Origin of the sequence: Rossellomorea sp. NRS-1567 (genome assembly GCF_050467885.1) — a bacterium.
GTDB classification, from domain to species: Bacteria; Bacillota; Bacilli; order Bacillales; family Bacillaceae_B; genus Rossellomorea; species Rossellomorea aquimaris_C.
Map to the genome: position 1 here is coordinate 24,452 of NZ_JBITPL010000016.1, position 23,306 is coordinate 47,757.

Genomic DNA, 23,306 nt, shown 5'->3' on the forward strand with positions numbered 1-23,306 from the left:
AGGTCAATAATTCAAGCGGGAAGAAAATAGAAAAAGCTGATTACATGACATAATCAGCTTTTTCCGTTACACGGCATCCGGGAGTACAGAGACAATCCCTCTGGACTGAAGTTCATTTTGAGTGGCTTCATCTGCAGGACGATAGCCTTTTTCAAGTAAATCTTTAATATAGATCTTGTTATAAACAAATGAAAAAATAATTCCTGGAATCCAAGCTCCAAAACCCAAGGTAAAAACACCTACTACAGCAGCCATAATAAACATGATGGCTGCCCATTTTAAATCCCCTCTGAAAAGGGCAGGAAAGAAACCAAAGAAGAATGTAGTCCAGCTAAACCCAACCTTAACTTCTTTTGTAACACCAGCCTGATTTTGCAAACGCGCTTTCATCAATAACCCCTCCTTTCGTCATAGTACTTTTAGATTATACTATAAATTTCATGAATATATTTACATTATTACCAAATATAATATTAATTTATTAATATTATATTTAGTCAGATTTCGTTTGGGATAGCGTAAGGAAGAATGAAAACGTGTAGTGCATAGTCCAGGAACTTCTATTTCTCATAGAAAATGAAAAAATGAGAAGCAAGAGGTCCGTCCCCTCGCTTCCCGGACAAACATAGTGAAAATACCTACTTCAAAGGAGAAGGTACTCATCAAAAAATATCAGAGTATATAGAGTAAATGATCTGGTTATATCAAACGATTTGTAAAAAAATATAAACCTCATTAGCACTCCATGCTAATTGAGGTTTATACTGTATCTTCGTTATAGATTTCATTGTCACTCATAATTCTTTCTCCTTGACAAATTTCTAGTGATTTCAATATCAATAGTAATATCCCTGTGGATAAAACTACTTATTTTGGTACCCGCACTCTCCACCTCTTAGCTAAATAATCGTCTTCGTGGACTCTTTAGAACCTTGATATATAACTCGTTCTCTTCACACTTGTATAACTTTATCCCAATGAACTTTAACGGCGTCCAAATTTCTTTCATATAATAGACCGGCAAATGAGCCTCCCCTTTCAAGTTTGATTGGTATTACTGTTACCTCTTTAATATACACCAAAATCAGAATAGTTTGATAGTTTTAATACAAGAGAAAATATCGACAACGAGTTCCGACATTATTCTACTGAATTCTTATTCTCAAATATGTTTACGTTTCATCGTATTCAAAAACACCCATGCACCTCTTATATACCCATATATAATATTTCCTAACCATGAACCTCATCAGATTCGTTACAATTCATTTCCTTCCATCTCTTCTAACAAATGGATGCTTTGTTATCCCGCCACTACGTTTTCTTTAAAGTACGATGACAAACAGGATTTTCCGACAACTATTCATATACCATGTACTAGAATTGAAGTTATTTTTTCTATTACAAGGATGTGACATCTATGAGTAACGTACGCGGACATATATCCGAAATTCATATATTACGAGCAATTGCTTGTTTGCTAGTGCTTTTTGTTCATGTCTCAGCGACTTTCTATTACCAGCAAGGTCAGCAATTTAATGACCTGACTTTTTTCATCAATCAAATCAGCCGGTTTGGGACCCCAATGTTCGCTCTGATCAGCGGATTTCTTCTATTTTATCAAGCGCGTTTCAAAAGGTTCGATTTTAGTCGATTTGTCTCCAGCCGTTTCACCAAAATTGGATTACCTTTTTTATTTTGGAGTATCTTTTATCTTCTATTCATGTTTGTGGCAGAAGGGGTGAACCCACTAGAGGTGGGGGAGAAACAATTTCTTGTGAATTTTACATTCGGAAATTCTTTTTACCACCTCTACTTTATGTCCATTGTCTTTCAGTTTTATTTACTATTTCCGCTTCTACAACTCGTTCGTTCAAAGAAGAGTTGGGCAGTCTTATTGGGCATATCAATTTTAATAAACGTGTATTCTCTGAAGGTATTTTCACCTGGGGAAGTGGGAGGTTTATTGGGTGATATTCTGGGTCAACGTGCATTTCTGCCAAACTGGATCTATTTCTTTATCTTCGGCGGTTTCTTAGCTTATTACTGGGAACCTTTATCTTCTTTCGCAAAAAGATATAAAGGATTATTAGGAGTAGCTGTAATACTAATCACCTTAGCTGCAGTATGGGAATATAAAGTCATGGGGTCGATTGCCTCCAACAGGGTAACAAATATTATTAACATTCCAATTATTACATTGTTTATCATTGGAGTAGGATCCAACATTACAAGACTTAAATGGACAAACATGTTCATGTCAAAAATTGGTGCCTTATCCATGGCTATTTATCTGGCTCACCCATTTGTACTTTACTGCTTTCAGGAAGTTGCACCTCAGTATATTTGGAAAACGTCCCTTTTCCCGGTGATTTATTTGATCATTCTTCTGGGGACAATCTTAATGGTAAAAGCCATACAGCTATTACCTTGGAATCAATACATTTTAACCGTCCCAAAAATCAAAACACAGCAGAGAATCCAACAATCTAAATACAGTATGAACTCTTAAATTTTTCCTATCTACAGTAGCCAGATAGAGATGCTTTAGCATCTCTATCTAGGTAAGTATTCATTGATGAAAGTATAAAAAGATTTTGTTGACGCAAGACAAGGTCAAGACAAGATCTATGACTTTAGACAAACACTAAGCCTGCCCATTAAAAAAATGAGCAGGCTTTTTTCAACTGACCAGCTTCCCTGTTCTTCTAATAGTTCTGATGCAAGTCTAAAATGTTTGGTGAGAAATAATAACGGTTTCATTTATAAAAATAGAATGGATGCTATGATAAGCAAAAGATAATTACCAATCCGGTATTGCGCCAGGTTGCTGTCAATCATAAAATTTTAAATCCATATTGTTCATCCTTATTTTCTTTATGGAAAAGGGTGTAGACTTGGAGTACATTCCCCCTAGTTCTTTTGTCGAAAAATATTCCATTCTACTACATTGAAAATCTATTTTCTTTTCTGAAATAGCTCATTATAATGATAACAGGAATAAATATCCTATTTATATTTTCTTGAAGGAGAATGAACATGATCAGCAAAAAAGCGATAACGGCTTCCGTATTGGCCACCACCCTTGTATTTTCGAGCAGTGCTCTCTTACCTACGGGCCACTCGGTACATGCGGCCCAAACCGTAAACTATCAGCTGGAGTTAAATCAATTTGCCTCATATTATGCGAAAATATTACGTGTGTTAGAAAGCTATACAATCAAAATAGACTCAGCAAAATCTGAAAAAGAAGCCATGAAGATATATGACGAATATCTCGGCTATTTTGATGCTGTATTAGAGAAGGATGCCCCGGTCAACGCTACCAATTCGGAGATTGTGGACATGGATGAATTTATTTATAACAGTCTAATAGAAGTATATAATTTTGAAATGGATACAATTGACTTTTTAAATGGTGACCTCTCAGAGCAGGATTACGGTATCGCCATGAATGACATGGAGGTCAGTGTAGAAAATCTTGAGAAAAAGTTCAAACAAGTCGCTACGACCTATAAATCAAAGCATCACATTACCTTCAGTAACGACATGTATTACCTCCTGGGAGAAGCACCTCCTGTAAAAGCAGAAATAACAGGTACGCATAAAGTAAAAAGCGGTGATACCCTTTATGCCATTGCCAAGAAATATAAGACCAGTGTGAGCAACCTAAAGAAAATCAATAACCTAAAAAGTGATCGAATTTATCCAGGACAAGAGCTTAAAGTCTCCGGTTCTGCTGCAGCCTCTTCCAAGAATGAGAGCTCTACCCCTAATAAGTCCTATACTTATAAAGTTAAGAAAGGAGATACTCTTTTTTCCATCGCAAAAAAACACAAAACGACCGTGGGAAACCTAAAGAAAATAAACAACTTAAAAAGTGACCGAATATATGCGGGACAGGTTTTAAAAGTAACAGGCACAGCATCAACTCCTGCTAAAGATAAGAACCCTTCACCTTCGAAAGTCACTACTCATAAGGTGAAAAAAGGCGATACTCTATCTGCCATTGCGAAAAAATATAAGACGTCCGTAAGTAAAATAAAGAAAGCGAACAAGTTAATAAGCGATCGCATATATATAGGGGAAATATTGAAGATTCAGTAGTAAGTATTGTGAAGCTATGGAAAGTTCCATAGCTTCTTTATTTAGAATCTCACTACTCATTCTATTCATTTAACAGAGGCCCTTTAAGGCCAGGATATCTCATTCCCCTCCATCATCTTCTCTATCATATCTTCATACCATTAAGGCTTTTATAAAAATATTGTGTTACTTTTTTAATGAGCTGAGATTCAAAAATCCCCTAAACATACTAAAAGCCCTGGCCAATAGATATCTATTGGCCAGGGCTTTTGATTTAATATTTTCAGTTAAGAGATCTGCTCTTATTGTAAAGTCCTCTCCTGTTCATATCCCTCATGTCATAGTCCCGGCACCCATGTTTTTCCGACACCCACCCCAACAGCTATCTCCCGTACTTTCCTCAAAGGGACTACTACGCTGCTTTTTCCCCATCGGCAAAAAGGCCTCTTCGTCGAAACCAAACTCCGCCAATCATGGAAAGAATGCCGATTAGGGTAAGGAAAAGCAGGGATATGGTCCCGCCCTTTTGATACGGCAGGTTCGTGTAATACCCATGATTTTCTCCAAAAAGGCCTTTGATCCATTGTGTTTCCAGTTTCGATTTGGTATCTGTCGTGAAATCACTTTTGCTTATAACACCATTTTCATTAATGCTGTAAGTCCGGTACTTAATCGGGGTTGAACTCAACTTTTCTGACATAGGAGTCATGCGCATGACAATAATGAACGACTTACTGCCCTTCCCTTTTTCTACCATTACTTTATACTGAATCACGTCAACAAAGGCACTCATTCCTTTTTGAGTTGAATGGACCTTCCCCCCCTTAAACCTCACTTCCGTCTCATCCTTCACTTCAAAGATGATATTCCCACTCTGCTTATCTGATTCTTCTTCACCCTGTAAAAACGTATTTACCTTCACTCCATGGAAAACCTGAACAGGATCAATCTCACCATCTTCCACTAAAGAAATGAAGTCATACTGTTTTTCAAATCGGTTTTGATAGAATGTTTCCCTTATAGATTGGATCAGAAAATAGGCTACAAGAGTAATAAGAAGCAACCCTAATATGAAAAGGAAGTGGCTTAGATACAAGTAACGGTTATTCTTATTATCTGTCACATGTCATCACTCAGATCTATAGATTTTTATTTTAAATAAAGAGGATCTTAAGGAATCACCCCCACATTCTCCTTATCCGTCTCCCGCTAAAATTATCAGATACAGTATATATTCTATGACTAATTACCATTCACCTTTGGGAAATATGTCAAATATATTTAGACTTATTGTTGAAAATGAGAGAATTATCTTGCTTTAAAATGTCAGAGGCAAGTGATCATTGGAGCATTAAATTTCGGTGTAGAAAACAGTGTCTAGTGTACACAATTGATAGCGTTGATTTGGTAATTAATCTATCTTTTCAATTTCACACAATTATACTGAGCATAATAGCACGAATATATTACTTTTTATGGAACTAAAAGGAATTTATATGCTATTATTAGGTACTAGATTACCAGTTTTACAAGAATTAGGGGGATGAAAATGAGAGAGATAAAAATTGTGTTACTACTTCTATTAGTCTTCGCTTTCGCCTCAGAAGTAACGGCCAATGAAAATGAGGTAGAAAGACTTGGAGGTAAAGACCGCTTTGAAGTTGCGGTAAATGTTTCAAAGAAAGGCTGGACAGAAGCCCAAACAGTTTATATCGTGAACTTCCTCGCCTTTGCCGATGCACTGTCTGCCACTCCGTTAGCTTACCAATCAGACGCACCGATTTTGCTTACACATGCTAATTCTTTAACTGGTGTCACGAAAGATGAGCTCAATCGCTTGCAAGCATCAAAAGTTGTACTTATTGGCGGTACAGGTAGTATCTCTCATAACATCGTAGAGGACTTACAGGATATGGGCATTAGAGATATTCATAGAATTGGCGGAAAAGACAGATATGATGTATCTGCCAATGTAGCAAATTACGTTCATTCAACAGAACAAGCTGTTATCGCAACAGGGATGACATTTGCAGATGCACTGTCGATAGCACCCTACGCCGCAAGAAATGGTTATCCCATTCTCCTTACGAGAAAAAGCGACATTCCAGCACCAATTGCACATTATATTAACGATAAAACAATCACCTCCACTATCATCATGGGAGGAGAAGGAAGTGTAGGGAAAGAAGTGGCTTCGAAGCTTCCAAAACCTGAACGAATCGGAGGATCCGACCGATATGCTGTAGCAGCCAATTTAATCAAAGAAAAAAATCTGCCATCAGAAAAAGCATACATAGCAACCGGCCTGTCCTTTGCAGATGCTCTTACTGGTTCCGTTTTGGCTGCTAAAGAAAATACCCCCATACTCCTGACCAGATCCGACGTCCTGCCAGATGATACGAAGAATATTATAGAAGAAAAGAACATAAGCAATTATCTGATTTTGGGTGGACCTGCATCTGTTCGGGAAGAAGTTCTGAACCCATACTCTGATGCTTTGATTATTGATAATCAGCATCCCATTGAAGGATATGGGGCGAAACCAAGCTATTCCCCCGGTGAAACCATTGAATTGAAAGTTCATACGCTCCAGCCCACCTTCTCTATAGAGGTGAAAAGATTCGGGGAAAAAGAATCGATCGTCTTCGAAGATGCTGAAATAAAAGGGACCAAACAAAACTATCGAAAATACGCATACAAAAGCGGGGCCGACTGGACGACCAGTTATTCACTTAAAGTTCCAACCGACTGGAAGAGCGGCATGTACGGAGCAAGAATATATGATGATAGCGGCAAAGAGTTCTACATCATGTTCACAATCAGGAATTCAAGCAACCCGAAACCAAAACTTGCTGTACTTGCCAATACCTTTACGTGGGAAGCCTATAACAGGTGGGGAGGAGGTTCCTTCTATGGTTATAAAATTGAAGATGGGACAGGACGCACCAATGCACAGATTCTGAATTTCCAACGACCTAACCCACAAATCAATCCATATGAAGATAGTATTCATCTGCCTTATGCAGAGAAATTTTTACTGTCCTGGCTTGAGAAAAACGGTTATGCATACGATGTAATATCCGAGTATGATTTGCATCATCATCCGGAGATTCTTCAGGAATACGAAACCCTGGCTTTAAATTCACACAGTGAGTACTGGACTACTGGTATGTATGATGAATTCGAAGCCTTCTTGAAAAAAGGGGGAAATGTTCTCAATCTTTCTGCTAACAGCATTTACTGGAAAGTGGCTGTAAAAGAAAATCAAATTGAAGTGAGAAAAGATAAAGGTTTCCATACATTGACAAAGGAAAAAGGCGGGCTTTGGAGAGATTTGGCGAGACCTGAGTCGAAATACTTAGGTGTAGCCTATAATCACCTGGGCTACGGAACCTATACACCTTACAAAGTGGAGAAACCCAATCACTGGATCTTTAAAAATACAGGATTAAAAACAGGTGCCTTAATCGGAGAATCCGGAATAAACGGCCGCGGTGCAGCAGGTGGGGAGACAGATAAGATCACTCCATATACACCCAAAAATTTTGTGCGTCTTGCCAAAGGATTAAACCCTATTTTAGGCGGATCCGATATGATTTATTATGATACTCCAAACGGAGGAGGGGTCTTTTCAGTGGGGTCACTAACATTCACCGGGACCCTGGAAACAGATAAAGATATTTCACAAATGGTTAAAAACGTCTTGAATCACTTTAATAAGTAAAAAATTTAAGAGTGTAGGGAATCTGGTCCGGTCCCCTGCACTCTTTTTTGTATACCCAATAAACCTTTGTCTTTACATAAAGCTTCCCCTAAGTTCTTAAATAGAATTCTTCTCAAGAAATGGATCAAGGTGCCTCTCCTCCCATCTAACACGGCTATATTTCCCCTTACCCTCATATAGTAGATTATGAAGTGTATACCCAAGGTTGAATTCACGAAAAAGGGGTGAACCGTTTGAAGAAATTGATATCACTAACGTATTTATTTGGGGTTGTGTTTCTATTAGCCAGTGCTCTTTATTTTTTCGCATCCAACTGGCAGATGTTTTCACGATTGGAGAAAGTGGCTTTAGCGAGTTCTTTGATTCTATTGTTCTATGGAGCTTCTTTTCTGCTGGACCGTTTTTTAAAGGGGGCCCATTTCCTTTCAAACTGGTTGATGCTCAGCGGGGTGATATCCTTTGGGCTATCTGTCGCTTTACTCGGGCAGCTGTACAATTCTCACGCGGACAGCTACTTATTGTTTCTAATTTGGGCTATCCCGGCCTTCCTTTTTAGCTTGTACACAAGGTACAGTGGATTTTACGTATTAACCCATATGCTCATCCATTTGGCGATTTACTTTTATCTGTTCCCTTCGTCTCCATTTGGGCACTGGACACTCGCCCATACATGGATTGCGTTCGGAGTCGGAATCATAAACACGTTCTTATTTTTGATTATAAAAAAGGGCTACATCCATTCAAAACCGTTGCTTTATCTGAGTCTGATCTCAGCCAATCTTCTCCTCATAGTCACTGCATTCGATAATGAGTATTCCGTTTTCTTCACCCTGTTTTATGTTTTTATCCTAGGGGTCGGGGTGTACCGGTACTTTCATAAAGAAACATCCATCTTTATCATTCTTTCGATATTCGGAACGGGCTTCATCATCATCAAAATGTTCGAGTTGATGGCACAGTATGTGTCCAGTCTTTTCTTTGTCAGTCTGTTATTAACCGCATTTCTGTTATTAGCGGGAAGTGTATTCCTTGTTAACTATTTACGGAAGCATTCCTCTTCCCTTCATTGGACGAAGACGATCTTCGTTGCAAGCGTCACCACCATCGCCTCCGTTTTCATCATAGCGTCTGTTTTCGGACTGCTTTCACTACTCATGGTGGATGTCTCAATGGTCACTCTTTTTGTATTCGCGACGGTATTCCTAGTCGTACCAAGCACGCTAACCAGCTGGCCGTCCCCTGTAAAGTATTCACTCATGATGACCGGTATCGTAATAGGGATGATCGCAAGTACGTTTGATGAATTTTCCTTTGTTATGTTCTTCGTTCTGGCCTATGTGTTTTATGTTGAGAAACAGTTCGCCGCGAGGTTTGTATTCTACCTTCTGTTTCAACTGAACACAGCGATTTTCTTAGGGCAAACGATGGACTTGGGCGCTCATGCCCTCCTTGTCGTGATGGTGGTCCTGAATGTTGCAGTGTACCTTGCTCTGAATAAAAAACATGTCATCCAGTATGGAGCGTTTCTCATTGGATTCTTTGCTTTTTTCTCGTTAACTGCCATCGATCTTTCATCGACGCTTCATATTATCTATACCTCTCTGTTCTTTCTGACCGCTACGGGATGCGTCTATTTTTTCAAAAAGCAGGATCGCACCTTCTATTGGGTTTCATCGCTAGTATTCTGGTTCATGCTCATCGTTCAGCTGTATTATGATCTGGCCTGGAAGCTCGTTAATAAATCCCTGCTCTTAGCCGTATTAGGTGTCCTCTTCTTGATGACGGCTGTTTACATGGACAGAAAAGTAGGTTCTAATCAGCAATCCCAATCAATGCTTGCCGGGAAAAGGCTGGGAATCCTTCTCATCATATTCCTTCAAGCGGGATGGATCGGGTATCAAGTCTATTCAAACGAAACCCTTTTACAAAACGGGGAAACGATTCTTTTAGAGCTTCTACCTGTCGATCCGAGATCTCTCCTCCAGGGTGACTATGTGGAATTGAATTACACGATTTCTCAGCTTGAAGACATCTCTATTGATGACAAAGGGCCCATCACCATTGTGTTACGTGAAAACCCACAAGGACTCCACGAATTTACAGGTGTTTATAGGTTAAACGAGAAATGGAATACTCCTTATGAAAAGATATCCGGGGATGTGTTCTTAAATGGAAAGGTTACAAGCTCATGGGACAACAATGCCCAGGTCAAATACGGAATCGAACATTTCTTCATCCCGGAAGGAACCGGACTGGATGTGGAAGGAAAGGTAAAAGCTGCGGTGGTGAAGGTGAGTGATAAGGGGAATGGGATTTTGGAGCGGTTGCGTTATTAGGAGTCAGGTCTGATCCACTTTGAATGAAAAAAGTTGACTAATAATGAAAAATGCTCCTTATTAGTCAACTTCTATTTCATCAAGCTCTTTCTAAAAAATTGGTATCTTGTGCTACTTCAATCATTTTTTTAATTTCAACTAAATCAATACCTTCTCTGTATAACTGATCGGGATCCAAATCTAATTCTCCAGGCCATGTAACAATTTTCAAATCATCGTCAACATATACTTTGCTGAAGAATTCCCGATCTTTTAATTTTTCAAGAATCCCTTCCATATGAGGCCTGATGTCAACGAATTTTTTTGATCGATCTGTAAAATCAACAAGAAGCCATCCATCCATTCCCGGGATCGTAACCACTTTATTAATAAGAATCATCGGAACACCTCCTAATATAGGGGCGGTATCTTGCGCGGCGCTATTTTACACCTGCACTCATCCCACGCTTTTATCATATCATCCTTATGAATATCAAGCCACTTCATAACATCCTTCTCTTTAGTACGTGGTAAAGGATCATCCTCCCTAATATATTCACCTGTTATTATTTCTATTCTTGTCATTAAACCAGAATAAATAACATGAAAATGAGGAGGATCGTGATCATTGTAATATAAGTGAATGGATATCCCTCCAAATTCGCTGATCTTTGGCATACGTTTATCCCACCTCTTTTTCTTATACCTATATTATCTGGGTAAAGATTCACCTATCGTGCGAGAATGGGTGTTTTCTTAATACTCGGTCGTCTATGTAGCTTAACCGCTTCCCAAATATGTTGTTCTGTGACCGGGTGAGAGTCAGTCAAGTCCGCAATCGTTTTGGCAAGGCGGATAACCTTTATATGCGTTCAGTTACTCCAGTGGTATTTAGAGGATAGGTTGTGTAAAAAAGAAAGATGTTCTTCAAGAGTGGGACTTTCCTTCATTAACCTCTGGTAATTGATTCTTCCATTACATATCTCTTCTCCGTATCTTTCATATTGTCGTTCTCTGGCACTTTTCACGCGTTGTTGAACCGCATGAGAAGATTCCTGTTTACTTTGTTTAGGATCTTTTAGATTCACAGGAGATAGGTTAAGAAATAGATCAAATCTGTCTCGCATCGGTCCTGACAGCCTGTTTTGATAGGCGACAATTTGTTTGGGAGTACATGTACAGTAGTGAGTCAGTGAACCCAAATAGCCGCAGGGACAAGGATTCATGGCTCCTATCAATATGAATTCTGCAGGGTAAGTGATGGTGGAATGCACTCTGGAGATTGTGACATTACCGCTTTCGAGGGGCTGCCTTAGCATATCCAAGGTCTTCTTTGTAAACTCTGCAATTTCATCCAGGAAGAGTACGCCTCTATGAGCTAAAGAGATTTCACCAGGCTTTGGATTTTGCCCTCCCCCAATGATGGAAACACCAGAAGCTGAATGATGAGGGTTCCGGTACGGGGGCTGGGAAGAATATCGGTTTATACTTGTACTAAGCTGATACAAACTCATAACTTCAAATTGAGCTTCCTTAGACAGTTTCGGGAGAATGGATGGGAAGCTTTCAGCCAACATACTCTTTCCACATCCAGGTGGACCCATCATAAATAGGTGGTGCTCACCTGCTGCTGCAATTTCCAGAGCACGCTTTGCATATGAGTGTCCGATAATCTGATTAAAATTAACAGGGATAGAAGGGTCTTCCTTCTCTTTATATTCCGTTGGAACAATTGGAAGGATCTTTTTCCCGGAGAGGTGGTGAATAACATCCTGTAAAGATGAAACATAAACGATTTCTAAGTCTTCCATTTCAAGGGGTGGCAGTTCAGGGTCAAAGGGCATGTAGATTTTTCTGACCCCTATCCTCTTGGCTGCCAACACAGCAGGAAGTATTCCCTCAACTGTGCGAAGGTTGCCATCCAAGGACAAAGCACCTAAGAAAGCGGTTGATTCTGAACATTGACACGTGATTTCTTTCATACTTATGAGAATCCCAATGGCCATTGATAGATCATAAAGCGGACCTGTCTTTTTCAACTCAGCTGGAGATAAGTTGATGATGATCTTCTGATTCTCAAGGGTATAGCCCATGGCATGAAGGGCTGCAGTGATCCGCTCTTTTGATTCTTTCACGGAAGCATCAGGCAATCCGACAGTTACAAATGCTTTTGTCCCCTGTATGGACCTCACTTCTACGCTTACCTTGTAGCCATCTAAACCTTTCAAACCAATGCTAGTCACTTTACTTGTCATGGACTTTCCCCCTCAACTTTTCAAGTTTATTTTCCACATAGAATTGAAAACATGAGCTAGAAAAAATGATAAGAACAGAACACATGTTCTAATTTTATTTTACTTTATGTATTTACCCCTGTCAATTCTCCAAAAAGCCTCAAAAAAAAGAAGCAAGAGGTCCCCTCGCTTCTTATCTCCGATCAAACGGCGTATCCGATAGCTTAATAGATTCCGTCGGACAATCTTCATACGCTTCTTCCACGTCTTCCATGAACTCTTCTGGAATGGGCGTTGTCCCTTTGTTATCATCCAACAACACGAATGCCAGTCCTTCTTCGTCATAGTCATATACCTCAGGTGAGGATACTCCGCAAGATCCACAGGCAATACAAGTTTCCTGATCTATCATTGTGTATTTACCCATCTTCAATCTCCTTTACGCTTTAATGGATTCTTTCTTTTCCACCTTACCCATCACACTTGTACTATGTAATGGCTGTACCCGGGCAGTTGGATCGACATATTGCTTTGCATGGCTTACTGCTACAGGGGCCTCACCGAACCCGGTGGCGATCAATTTGATCTTCCCTTGATAGGTGGCAATATCGCCGACGGCAAAGATCCCTTTTATATTCGTCTCCATTTTATAATCAACGACAATTGAATTCTTCTCGATTTGAAGCTCCCAGTCTTTTATGGGACCAAGCGAAGAAATGAATCCGTAATTGACAAGAACATCATCCACATCCACGATTTCAGTCCGCTCCCCTTTCGCATGATGAAGGACGACGTGACGGATCGTAGAGCTCTCTGAATTCAATTCCGCTACATTGAAAGGTGTCATGATCCGGACACTGGAATTCATTAACTGCTGAACGCTATGTTCATGGGCTCTGAACTTATCCCGTCTATGAACGAGTGTCACTTCGCTTGCAATCGGCTCAAGCATATTCGCCCAATCAACCGCAGAGTCTCCTCCTCCACAGACCATCACTTTCCTCCCTTTGAAACGTTGTAAATCATTAACGAAATAATGAAGGTTCTGATATTCCTCGTCTAACCCCTCGATTCCCAGCTGGCGTGGCTTGAATGCCCCCGCACCTGCTGTGACGATGATGGTTTTGGTCTGGTGGACTTCCCCATTATTCGCCGTTAATAAGAAAGACCCATCAGGAAGCTTTTCTACTTTTTCCACTGTTTGCCCGAGACCTACAGAAGGGTTGAACTGAAAAGCCTGTTCCTTTAAGCCGTCAACTAAATCCTTCGCAAGCACCTTAGGAAATCCCGCTACGTCATAAATATACTTTTCTGGGTACAGTGCCGACAGCTGGCCTCCTAATTGAGGCATACTTTCGATGATTTTCACGCTCATCTGCCGCATCCCTGCGTAAAAAGCGGTAAATAATCCTGACGGCCCTCCCCCGATAATGGTGACATCAAAAACTGGACCTTCTTCCATATACGTAACCTCTTTTCTTCAAAAAATACTTACATCTTCTTCAGTAATAGAAGCAGATCGGTCTCAACCGCAGCATCACCGGGAAGAGAACTGACGCCCACAGCACATCGGGCATGCTTCCCGTCTTCTCCAAATAACTCAACCAGTAGATCGGATGAACCGTTTATCACCTTTGGAACATCCGGAAAACCAGGGTGACAGCTGACATATCCAGTAACTTTAACAATACGATCAATCAGGCTGAAGCATCCCAATACATCTTTCACGATGGCCAGCTGATTAAGGGTGGTCAGGCGGGCAGCCTCATAGCCTTCCTCTAAGGAAACGTCCACCCCGACCCTGCCTTTATAAGGAAGGTCTCCATTCCACTTGCACGTGATCCCACTGACGAATAAAAATGGATCTGCTCGTACCGATCCCAAATAATGCCCCGACGGTTTAGGCTTATCCGGAAGGACTAGTCCCATCTCTTCAAGTCTCTCTTCAACCTTTATCAATTGTTTCTCCACATCGATCTTCCTTCCTGGCGAGTGCCATTAAATCAAGAAGCCGTAGATTATGATGTTTGTAATAACGTTTCCTTTTTATTTTTGAATTTACTTGGTTGATGGGAATAGAACACATTGAGGTTTGCCTGTTTATTGCAAAAAGAACAATTCACACCCTCCGGAGCCTTGCGGATATGAGGGACATCCAATAACTCAATTGCCTTCGTCACATGTTTTTTACATGTCCACATTTGCTTCACCTCTTCCATTTAATGTGTTTGTTCTTATTTATTGACTACTTGCTTTTGGATTTTGTCCGGCTTTCTTTTCTTCACGACTTTTGTGGTTTCTTCATCCCACGAAATGGTGACATCCCCATCTGTGACAAATGTTTGGCACCCTAGGCGATACCCTTTTTCAAGCCACTCTTCCCCAAGCTTTCTCCGTTCCTGGACCTTCACGTTGTCCAGGTTCTCGGCACCTTCCTCAATCTTACAAAGGCAGCTTCCGCAAATCCCGCCTCCGCATTTGTTAGGAAGATCGCCATCATATCGTAAAGACATTCGTAATATATTAGAGTTTTCAGGTACATCCAGAACTTTTCCACTTGTAGAATAATTGATTTTAGGCATCGAGTATTCCTCCCTTGATCCTTATTGGTATACAATATACCACAAACGAAATATTCTGACAATATATTTTTAGTTATTTCTCATTTTTCTGAATTTTATTGATTAACTTATATTCTATTGCTATACTTTTTGGTATACAAAAATCCATTATGACGAAAGTGAGGATTCCATCATGTTAAAAGTAGGATTAATCGGGTATGGCGCGATCGGAAAAGATGTTGTTTCATATATAAAGGAAGATAAGGTAGAAGGGGCGGAGGTTCACGCGATTCTCGTAAGGAATTCTGAGCAATATGAAGAATTAAAGAATGAGAGATTCATGGTAATAGACAGCGAGGAAACGTTCTTCTCTTCCGGATTAGATGTGATCATAGAATGTGCAGGCCATGAAGCCGTCTATCAATATGCAGTGAAATCTCTATCAACGGGTAGCCACTTTATAACGGTATCCGTAGGAGCTTTCTCTGATGGGGACCTTTATGATAAAGTCGTCGAAGCAGCAAGGAAACATGGCCGGAAATTGATTCTCCCTTCTGCTGCGATTGGAGGCTTGGATCGAATCGCAGCGTCCTCCATCAACGAGCTGGATGAAGTTAAGCTCATCACCCGTAAACCTCCTTTAGCATGGAGAGGGACGATCGCTGAAGAAAAAGTAGATTTAGATACCATCAGTGAAGAGTTTACACTCTATGAAGGTACGGCTCGTGAATCTGCTAAGCTCTTTCCGCAGAGCACGAATGTTTCAGCGGCCCTCAGCATTGCAGGTGTAGGGTTTGATCAAACGAAAGTACAGGTGCTTGTAGACCCGGAAGTTACTCATAATACGCACCAAATCATCGCAAAAGGATACTTTGGGGAGGTGGAACTGACCATCCAGAATACCCCGTCAGCAGATAATCCGAAATCAGGCTATATTGTAGCGATGAGCATTTGCAAGGCCTTGAATAACCTTACTTCCCCTGTTGTCATAGGGATTTGAGTTCAGCATAAATATTCCACAAAAAAGACTGTGTCTCATCATCCAGACACAGTCCCTCTTTATTTTTTCTTCACTTTTTCTTTTTGCTTTTCAATGAAATGGATATAGGCTTTTTTGGAGTTTTCGATGTGGATCTTCGTTAAGAACTCGGCCATATCCGCTTCTTTATCCCTTACCGCTTTCATGATTTGGATATGTTCCTTTAAAGATTCCTTTCTGCGCCCCGGGGTTTCATATCCCATACTGGCAGACATCTGAATATAATCGGTCAACCCCGAAAGAATTTGAAAAAGCTTCGGGCTTTTGGCGGCTTTATAGAGGAGGAGGTTCATCTCGATATGTTCCGTATCAATCCCTTCTCCCTCTCCTTTTTCCAAGGCTTCCAGCTTTTCAATCTTTTCATTGAATTCTTTTTGTATGTCATCCTCCATCTTCTGTGCAGCAAGCTTTGCCGCCAATACTTCCAGGGAAGAAAGAATCGTAAACACTTCGATGACTTCCTCTTCAGATATATTGGAAACAATGACACCTTTTCTAGGGACTGTCTTGACGAAGCCTTGTGATTCAAGCCGGAACAGTGCTTCACGAATCGGGGTCCGGCTGATATTTAATTTACTTGCCACTTCCCTTTCGATCAGGCGGTCTCCAGGCTTGTATTCTCCGCCCAGAATCAGGTCTTTTAAATAAATATATGCACGCTCACGGATTGAAAGTAATTCCTCTTCTTCCCACTTCATTTCATTATCCCCTTCTCCGATATAAAATCACTTGTCTATCTATTTTATCAAAGACTCAGTCATTTTTATATTATTAAGATATTTTAGGGTAGAATTGATGAAAAGCAAAAACGATCAAGCAGAACTTGATCGCCCTTCCAATTAATTCGATAAAAAGATACCTCCGTAAAATAGTGCACATACGATCACGATTGCCGGATGGATTTTCAGCTTTTTCATGACTAGAAACCCTGCGGCAGTGAGGATCACAAGATGCAAAACTCCACTTTTTTCAAAGGCAGACAGGAAGAATTGATACGCCAGTACACCGAGTAAAATGGCAATGACGGGCTGTACGGATAGTGTCATTAGCTTTACCTGTGGAGAATCCTTGAATAAGTTCACGAATTTGAAAAGGATGATGACCGCAATAGCTGATGGAAGAATGGTTGCTGCTAGAGCAATCACCATCCCTAATACGCCTCCCATTTCATAGCCGATGAACCCTGCCATCTTGGTTGCAATCGGTCCGGGCAGGACGTTTGCAATCGCGAACAGGTCCCCAAACTCGTTCAGTGTCATCCATTCATAGCGGTTGACCACTTCATTTTGAATCAATGGGATCGTTGATGGCCCACCGCCATACCCAAGGAGATTCGATATGAAAAACGCCCAGAAAATATCCCAATAAATCATACGCTCTTTTCCTTTCTTGGCTCATACATGTCTTCGGACACATCTTTCGTCCGGTTCTTATATCCGGCCACGATAAAGGCTCCCAATAGGCAAGCCCCGATCATGATCCCGGGATGCAGATTCAAAAACTGGATCAGCACAAGGGAAACACCGCCCAGCCCAAATGCTATCGGCAATCCGAGACCTTTTCGTGCCTTGTCTGCGAACTTATACGCCATTTCAAGCAGCATAATCCCGATAATCGGCGTCACTCCCTGTACCATCCCCCCTACAATTGGGGACGTCCGATACTTGTAAAGAAGGCCGAGCATGAACAGCATCCCGAACAAAGACGGAAGGATATGGGCCAGGATCGCTACTGTGGCTCCTAAATTGCCATTGACTTTATAGCCGATATACGCAGCCATTTTTGTGGAGATCGGACCCGGCAATGTGTTGGCAAGTGCCAGGGTCTGGCCGAACTCGTCTTCTGTCATCCATTCGTATTTCTTCACAGCTTCATATTCAATCAATGGAATGGTGGAGGGTCCTCCTCCATATCCGGTCACTCCCGTTCTGGCAAAGCCAACCGTAAGGTCCAAATAAGATTTCATGCCTACTCCTTCTTTCATTATTTTATCGTCAGGACCTTGGCTGCAATGAATTATTTCTTAATATCTGCATCAGTAACTACGTCATGATCCTTTAAGTGAGACTGCAATGCTTTCAGCGCAGCTGTTCCTACAGCAGTATCCTGTTCACCGTTACCGCCGCTGACCCCGATACCACCGATGACTTCACCATCCACTACAATCGGGAATCCCCCAACAAATACCGCGAACTTCCCTGGAAGCATCTGTTGTATACCAAATGCTTCATTCCCCGGAAGCACAGGCCCGTTCGGTTCCTTATTAAATAAATGAGTGGAACGCTTATGCCCCGCTGCCGTAAACGCTTTGGCAATGGCGATGTCAGGACCGGTGATACGTGCACCGTTCATACGTTCAAGTGCAATGACATGTCCGCCGTCATCGACAACCGCGATGGTCTCAAGCACATTGATTTCCTCTGATTTTCTTTTTGCCTCTTCTATGATCACTTTTGCTTCTTCCAGTTCAAGTCTTAGTACAGTTTTCATATCGTCGTTACCCCCAGAAAATTTTAATATCCTATATATACGGTCTTGATTTGAGTAAAGAAATCGAGTCCTGCTCTTCCTGATTCACGGAAAGTGGACGTACTGGACTTCTTGATGCCGCCAAATGGTGCATTCATCAGGTTACCGGTCGTTGTTCGATTCACTTTCACCGTGCCGGCTTTAATATCCTTCGTAAACTGTTGGGCCGTCTTTAAGTTATTGGTGACAATCGAAGCGGAAAGTCCGTATTCAACGTCGTTGGCCACTTTAATCGCTTCATCATAATCAGAAGCTTCGATAACCGCAATGACAGGTCCGAAGATTTCTTCCTTCGCAATCCTCATGGATGGATCAACATCCGTAAAGATCGCCGGACGAACGTAATAGCCTTTTCCATATTCGCCTTCCGTTACGTGCTCTCCCCCGTACAGTAAGGAGGCACCCTCTTCTTTACCGATTTCAATGTATTTCAACACACTCGTTAATTGCTTCTCACTTGCTAACGGACAAACCGTGACCCCTTCTTCAAAGCCGTTACCAATCTTGAGGTTCTTAGTTTTTTCCACCAAAGCACTGAGGAATTTCTCTTTGACCTCTTTCAGCACGATGACCCGGCTGGTACCCGTACAGGCCTGGCCGCTCAGATTGTAGCCGCCGTTCACGGTCAATGTAGCTGCAAGTTCTATATCGGCATCTTCCATCACGATCAATGGATTCTTCCCGCCAAGCTCCATCTGTGTTCTCGTATCAAAGGAAACATTGCGGTGAATGCGTTCCCCGGCCCCTGTCGATCCTGTAAACGTCACAGCCTTCACCGCTGGATGATCGACCAGGCTGTCACCGATTTCACGTGAGTTGCCCGTAACAAAATTCAGCACCCCATCCGGAAGTCCGGCGTGGACCAAAGCTTCCACTAATCTGTAAGCAACTAATGGTGTTTCAGAGGATGGTTTGAACACAACCGTGTTTCCAGTGATCAAGGCAGGCGCAATTTTGCGGGCAGGTATCGATAATGGAAAATTCCATGGAGTTATGACGGTGATGACACCAAGCGGCTCAAGCTTCGATGATACATCCATGTTGGGATCATCCTGGGGAAAGGTCTCTCCGCTATGGCTTTGTCCTTCCACCGCGTAATACTTCAATGTTTGAGCCGATCTAAGCACTTCCCCACGGGCAGCCCCGATCGGTTTCCCTTCTTCCTGTGTTAATTCCTTTGCAAATTGATCTACATGGTCGATTAAATATTGAGCTGCCTTGTTCAGGATGGCAGCCCTCTTGGAAGGCGCCATTTCAGACCAGGAAGGAAAAGCGGCATCCGCTGATTCAATGGCTCTTTTCACATCCTCTTGCGTTGACGCCTGAAAGACACCAATCACTTCTTCTTTATTGGCTGGATTATGGCTGATAAACGTTTTTTCACTGGAGGAATCCTCCCATTGACCATTAATGTAGTTTTTGTATAATTCGGCTTTTGCTACTAGCACTCGAAACATCCTTTCCTATTCATTTCTCGGATATGATGAACAAGTGGCAGTTCCCATACAAGGAAACTGCCACTTATTAATTTTTTAATATTCTAAGTATCTTAAGCCTCTACAAGAGCACCTAAATCTTTTTCTAGATATTCCTTCCACAGTCCGTCCATGTACATGCGGCGCATTTTCGCTCCTACACGCACAATTTCCAGACATTCTTCTTGAAGCTCCGGCGTATCAGCATGTTCCAACACGATTTTGTATCCGCGCTCTCCATGAATTTCATCCGATACAATGTGCAGGTCGAAGAATTCGATTTCTTCATCAGTGAACCCATATTTTTCACGAAGAACAGGCGTTTGTTTCCGATAAATATCAGGTACCTGTGATTCCAAACCTACTACTAATGCTGCCGTTGCCACTACGAAGTTTTCACGTGCTGCCACCGAGTAGCACCAGCTTTGTAGTCCAAGAGTCGTTGCAGCCATATTCTTCGGATCTCTTACTCTATCACCTGTCGTTCCACAAGCTTCAGCAAAACGAATCAACAGGTCAGTATGGCGATCTGCGGCAATTTCCTCTTCATACATATTTTGAAGGGTGAAATCTTTCGCGTCTTCGAATTTAGGATGATCCGGCGTATTGTGGTAGATATAAGAAAGATAGTTTGCGAAAGGCCCAACATAGTGGTAATGATTTTCAGCCCATTTGGCAAAGTGCTTTCTCTCAAGTTTTCCTTCTGCCCAAGCGGTTGTAAAAGGAGCCTTTTGACTATGATTCCCCTTGATTGCCTCTTCCAGTTCTTTACGGAATTCATCTTTAGATAATAGTTTTGACACGATCAATCTCCTCCTAAAAGTATGCTGCAGCTGTACTGCACATTGTATTGGGTATTTTGTATACCATATAGTGTTGAAAAAACAACCATATCTTCCTTTTCGACTGAATTGACAGAATCTAAAGAGATACAGTTCGTGAAAACAACTACCTTAGCTTGTTCATTTGGTATACCATTGACTTTATACTAACCTATGATTCTTACTTTGTAAATATACTTTTCTGATTTTTTTAAAAATTATAACTTTTACGCTAAACTACATGAACAATATGGCAGCAAGGGTTGCCACTACCAGCCCTGTCATGACGGGAATGAAGTTCTTCCTGGCGAGCTCCAGAACAGAAACGCCGCAAAAACCTGCCACCGCCACCAGGGATGACCATGCGATCAGTGTTCCACCGCCTGTCCAAACAGATCCCATCTGACCGATCGCCGCCAGCGTACCAGGATCAATCCCGGCTGAACCTGACATGGCACCTGATAATGCGCCCACTAAAGGAAGCCCTGAGAAGCCCGAACCATCCAAACCAGTGATTATACCAACTAAAAGGATACCAAAGGCACTAAAGAAAGCGTTTTTAGGAATGGATGCTTGTGCAGACTGAACGAGATCAAATAGAAACGCAGGCTTGGCCGCTTCTTCCCCAAGCGAAAGAATCGACCCGGTAAAATCCGAGCTCCCCAGGAAGAAGAATCCGGCAATCGGGATAACAGGACCCATGGCACGAAACGCGAAGACAAAACCGTCTGTGATGTGATCACCGATTTTATCCAAAGCATGGATCCGGCCAAAAGCAATGGAAGCCAAAATCAGCAGTACGGCTGCGACTCCACCGATAAAGGCAGCACCGTCCCCACCTGCAAATCTCCCCGACTCAGCATCACTAAACTTGGTAGAAAACATAAAAATCATGACGGCAAGCATAGATAGTGGAACGAGAACAGCAAACACTTTTCCCCATATTTCTTTTCTGCTTCTGTATAGCTCAAGCTCAGACGCTGCGGATACTTCAGCTTCCACACCACTTTTGTCAGCAGTCATGGCATTCAATAAGTTGACCGCATTTTCCGCTTCTTCGCTATTGGGCTTGGAGATTGACTTGTACATCATCGCATAAGCAACCCCAACTGCTGTCAGCCCCGTAATAACCGATAAGATCATCGCTTTATCCGCAACTTGTACCGTTTCCATACCACCGGAAGTAGCCGTCAGCATCGGTGCGATCTGCATGATGTAATCGGATGATAATGCCATCCCCTGTCCTGCAATAGCCACAATCATCGCGGCCCCCATCGCCGGCAGACCTGCACGCATGGCAGCAGGAACGAGCAGAGCACAAATGAGTGGAACAGCCGGTGTCGGCCAGAAGAACAATGAAATGACATACGTTACAACCATTAATACGAAAAAAGCTATATGTCCGTTGACCATGACTTTCTGGATGGGCACGATCATCCGTTGATCTGCTCCGATATCTTTCAGTGAGTTTAATAGAGCGACCATCAGGGTAATGATTAAAAAGATACTGAATAATTCTCTGGCTGCAACCAGATTGGCGTTAAAGACCGCCATAAAACCGCCGACGAGGGATCCTTTATATAACCAGGCAACCAAAAAGGTCCCTACGATCGTCGGCAGTACAACCCCCTTGCGAAACAACATCGTAACAATGACAAGTACAGTAACCAATGCATACAACCAATGAGCAGCAGATAAATCCAAAGCATTCACCCTTCCCACTTTTTTGTAGCGATTTAATTCAGCATTTCAACTTCGAGACCTAATAATTCTCTCAATGCTTGTGCAATATTCTCTGTTGCTTCTGTGACAATCTGTTCTCCTAATTCTCTCGATGCCTTTGTTGCGTCCCCGATACATCCGTTTTTCGTCATTTCTTCATAATGATAAAACCCTTGAATGGCTTTTCCCGGTCTTAACTGTTTATATCTCCCCCCTTCACAGAAATCTCCCGACGTCAATTTGTCCGGTCTAATCAAGTAAGGTGCTAAATAAAGAGCTTCTGATACTTCGCGTTCACAGCTATGTCCAAAAATGGGAGAATGAATGAAATGCTGAATCGACTCTTTGGCCGATGCGGTTGTTTTGGCATAATAAACCTCTGCCTTTTCCTCCTCAGACAAAACAGTGCTTGCCACACTTAGGGTCGATTGATTTCCCCCATGCGCATTTAGAAACAAAAACTTGTTGATTCCGTGATGCTTTAAAGAACGAACCATATCCCTTAAAATCGCAATCAATGTATCCGGCTTCAGGGAGATGGTCCCGGGGAAATTCATATGATGGGGGGATACGCCCATATTGACCGTCGGGGTAACGATCAGATGCGGGTGCATCCGTTCAGCGATTTTTTTCGCCATCTCGGTTGCAAGTACCGCATCACAGCTTTCGATCATGTGAGGACCGTGCTGTTCATGGGCCCCTATCGGTATGACCGCCATCTTAACGGTTTTTAATGCATCCTCTACCTCTTCCCAAGTCATATTTGTCAGTACGTACGAATTCAATGCAACCACCCTTTA

The 23,306-nt window shown here is 41.8% G+C and carries 21 protein-coding genes and 1 pseudogene; 5 read left to right on the forward strand and 17 right to left on the reverse strand.

Annotation, left to right across the window (positions count from 1 at the left end; all coding sequences use genetic code 11):
• Positions 1 to 66: 66 nt before the first annotated feature.
• Positions 67 to 390 (reverse strand): DUF2628 domain-containing protein, encoded by a 324-nt coding sequence (locus ACIFOD_RS11535; protein WP_430314729.1) that lies wholly within the window; start codon positions 388 to 390, stop codon positions 67 to 69.
• Between the two features lie 1,030 nt (positions 391 to 1,420).
• Between ACIFOD_RS11535 and ACIFOD_RS11540 the strand changes: the two genes are divergently transcribed.
• Together ACIFOD_RS11540 and ACIFOD_RS11545 are read left to right on the forward strand one after the other, a co-directional pair.
• Positions 1,421 to 2,512 (forward strand): acyltransferase, encoded by a 1,092-nt coding sequence (locus ACIFOD_RS11540; protein WP_430314730.1) that lies wholly within the window; start codon positions 1,421 to 1,423, stop codon positions 2,510 to 2,512.
• A 527-nt stretch (positions 2,513 to 3,039) separates the two neighbouring features.
• Entirely contained in the window at positions 3,040 to 4,107 is a 1,068-nt protein-coding gene (locus ACIFOD_RS11545) for a LysM peptidoglycan-binding domain-containing protein (protein ID WP_430314732.1), read from the forward strand.
• A gap of 391 nt (positions 4,108 to 4,498) precedes the next feature.
• Here ACIFOD_RS11545 and ACIFOD_RS11550 read toward each other — a convergent pair whose 3' ends face one another.
• On the reverse strand, positions 4,499 to 5,209 hold the full coding sequence (locus ACIFOD_RS11550) for a hypothetical protein (protein ID WP_430314734.1): 711 nt from the start codon (positions 5,207 to 5,209) through the stop codon (positions 4,499 to 4,501).
• A gap of 426 nt (positions 5,210 to 5,635) precedes the next feature.
• Here ACIFOD_RS11550 and ACIFOD_RS11555 point away from each other — a divergent pair, with 426 nt between their 5' ends.
• Together ACIFOD_RS11555 and ACIFOD_RS11560 are read left to right on the forward strand one after the other, a co-directional pair.
• Positions 5,636 to 7,810, forward strand: coding sequence for a N,N-dimethylformamidase beta subunit family domain-containing protein (locus ACIFOD_RS11555; protein WP_430314735.1), 2,175 nt, complete (start codon positions 5,636 to 5,638; stop codon positions 7,808 to 7,810).
• A gap of 233 nt (positions 7,811 to 8,043) precedes the next feature.
• Entirely contained in the window at positions 8,044 to 10,146 is a 2,103-nt protein-coding gene (locus tag ACIFOD_RS11560) for a GDYXXLXY domain-containing protein (protein WP_430314736.1), read from the forward strand.
• A 79-nt stretch (positions 10,147 to 10,225) separates the two neighbouring features.
• Here the strand turns inward: ACIFOD_RS11560 and ACIFOD_RS11565 are convergent, their stop codons facing one another.
• The 7 genes and pseudogenes from ACIFOD_RS11565 to ACIFOD_RS11595 all read right to left on the reverse strand — a co-directional run bounded on the left by ACIFOD_RS11565 (position 10,226) and on the right by ACIFOD_RS11595 (position 14,941).
• The gene (locus ACIFOD_RS11565; protein ID WP_430314738.1) at positions 10,226 to 10,525 is read right to left on the reverse strand and encodes a hypothetical protein; all 300 of its coding nucleotides are present in this window, start codon (positions 10,523 to 10,525) and stop codon (positions 10,226 to 10,228) included.
• Positions 10,526 to 10,536: 11 nt separating this feature from the next.
• Positions 10,537 to 10,803 (reverse strand): DUF4160 domain-containing protein, encoded by a 267-nt coding sequence (locus tag ACIFOD_RS11570; protein ID WP_430314739.1) that lies wholly within the window; start codon positions 10,801 to 10,803, stop codon positions 10,537 to 10,539.
• 53 nt (positions 10,804 to 10,856) lie between these two features.
• Positions 10,857 to 12,380, reverse strand: a pseudogene (locus tag ACIFOD_RS11575) (YifB family Mg chelatase-like AAA ATPase).
• A gap of 172 nt (positions 12,381 to 12,552) precedes the next feature.
• Positions 12,553 to 12,786, reverse strand: coding sequence for a ferredoxin (locus ACIFOD_RS11580; protein ID WP_430314741.1), 234 nt, complete (start codon positions 12,784 to 12,786; stop codon positions 12,553 to 12,555).
• A gap of 12 nt (positions 12,787 to 12,798) precedes the next feature.
• Positions 12,799 to 13,821 (reverse strand): NAD(P)/FAD-dependent oxidoreductase, encoded by a 1,023-nt coding sequence (locus ACIFOD_RS11585; protein WP_430314742.1) that lies wholly within the window; start codon positions 13,819 to 13,821, stop codon positions 12,799 to 12,801.
• Between the two features lie 29 nt (positions 13,822 to 13,850).
• A complete protein-coding gene (locus ACIFOD_RS11590) occupies positions 13,851 to 14,330 on the reverse strand; it encodes a RidA family protein (RefSeq protein ID WP_430314743.1) in 480 nt (159 codons plus the stop codon).
• A 263-nt stretch (positions 14,331 to 14,593) separates the two neighbouring features.
• Positions 14,594 to 14,941, reverse strand: coding sequence for a 2Fe-2S iron-sulfur cluster-binding protein (locus tag ACIFOD_RS11595; RefSeq protein WP_044339899.1), 348 nt, complete (start codon positions 14,939 to 14,941; stop codon positions 14,594 to 14,596).
• Positions 14,942 to 15,113: 172 nt separating this feature from the next.
• On the opposite strand from ACIFOD_RS11595, the gene ACIFOD_RS11600 reads away from it, so the two are divergent.
• Positions 15,114 to 15,920: an aspartate dehydrogenase gene (locus ACIFOD_RS11600; RefSeq protein WP_430314745.1), complete on the forward strand. Its 807-nt coding sequence runs from the start codon at positions 15,114 to 15,116 to the stop codon at positions 15,918 to 15,920.
• A gap of 59 nt (positions 15,921 to 15,979) precedes the next feature.
• On the opposite strand, the gene ACIFOD_RS11605 is transcribed toward ACIFOD_RS11600, so the two are convergent.
• From ACIFOD_RS11605 to ACIFOD_RS11640, 8 genes are all read right to left on the reverse strand, one after another.
• Positions 15,980 to 16,657 carry a GntR family transcriptional regulator gene (locus ACIFOD_RS11605; RefSeq protein WP_430314747.1) on the reverse strand — a complete coding sequence of 226 codons (678 nt, stop codon included), beginning with the start codon at positions 16,655 to 16,657 and terminating at the stop codon, positions 15,980 to 15,982.
• A 141-nt stretch (positions 16,658 to 16,798) separates the two neighbouring features.
• Complete coding sequence (locus ACIFOD_RS11610; RefSeq protein WP_430314748.1) at positions 16,799 to 17,332, reverse strand: chromate transporter; 534 nt, start codon at positions 17,330 to 17,332, stop codon at positions 16,799 to 16,801.
• The gene (locus tag ACIFOD_RS11615; RefSeq protein WP_430314750.1) at positions 17,329 to 17,925 is read right to left on the reverse strand and encodes a chromate transporter; all 597 of its coding nucleotides are present in this window, start codon (positions 17,923 to 17,925) and stop codon (positions 17,329 to 17,331) included. The genes ACIFOD_RS11610 and ACIFOD_RS11615 overlap by 4 nt, the downstream gene beginning before the upstream one ends.
• 50 nt (positions 17,926 to 17,975) lie before the next feature.
• Complete coding sequence (locus tag ACIFOD_RS11620) at positions 17,976 to 18,449, reverse strand: GlcG/HbpS family heme-binding protein (protein ID WP_430314751.1); 474 nt, start codon at positions 18,447 to 18,449, stop codon at positions 17,976 to 17,978.
• Between the two features lie 23 nt (positions 18,450 to 18,472).
• Entirely contained in the window at positions 18,473 to 19,936 is a 1,464-nt protein-coding gene (locus tag ACIFOD_RS11625) for an aldehyde dehydrogenase family protein (protein WP_430314752.1), read from the reverse strand.
• Positions 19,937 to 20,037: 101 nt separating this feature from the next.
• A complete protein-coding gene (locus tag ACIFOD_RS11630) occupies positions 20,038 to 20,766 on the reverse strand; it encodes a TenA family transcriptional regulator (protein ID WP_430314753.1) in 729 nt (242 codons plus the stop codon).
• Positions 20,767 to 21,021: 255 nt separating this feature from the next.
• Positions 21,022 to 22,488: a hypothetical protein gene (locus ACIFOD_RS11635; RefSeq protein WP_430314754.1), complete on the reverse strand. Its 1,467-nt coding sequence runs from the start codon at positions 22,486 to 22,488 to the stop codon at positions 21,022 to 21,024.
• A gap of 32 nt (positions 22,489 to 22,520) precedes the next feature.
• The gene (locus ACIFOD_RS11640) at positions 22,521 to 23,291 is read right to left on the reverse strand and encodes a creatininase family protein (RefSeq protein WP_430314756.1); all 771 of its coding nucleotides are present in this window, start codon (positions 23,289 to 23,291) and stop codon (positions 22,521 to 22,523) included.
• Positions 23,292 to 23,306: the final 15 nt, after the last annotated feature.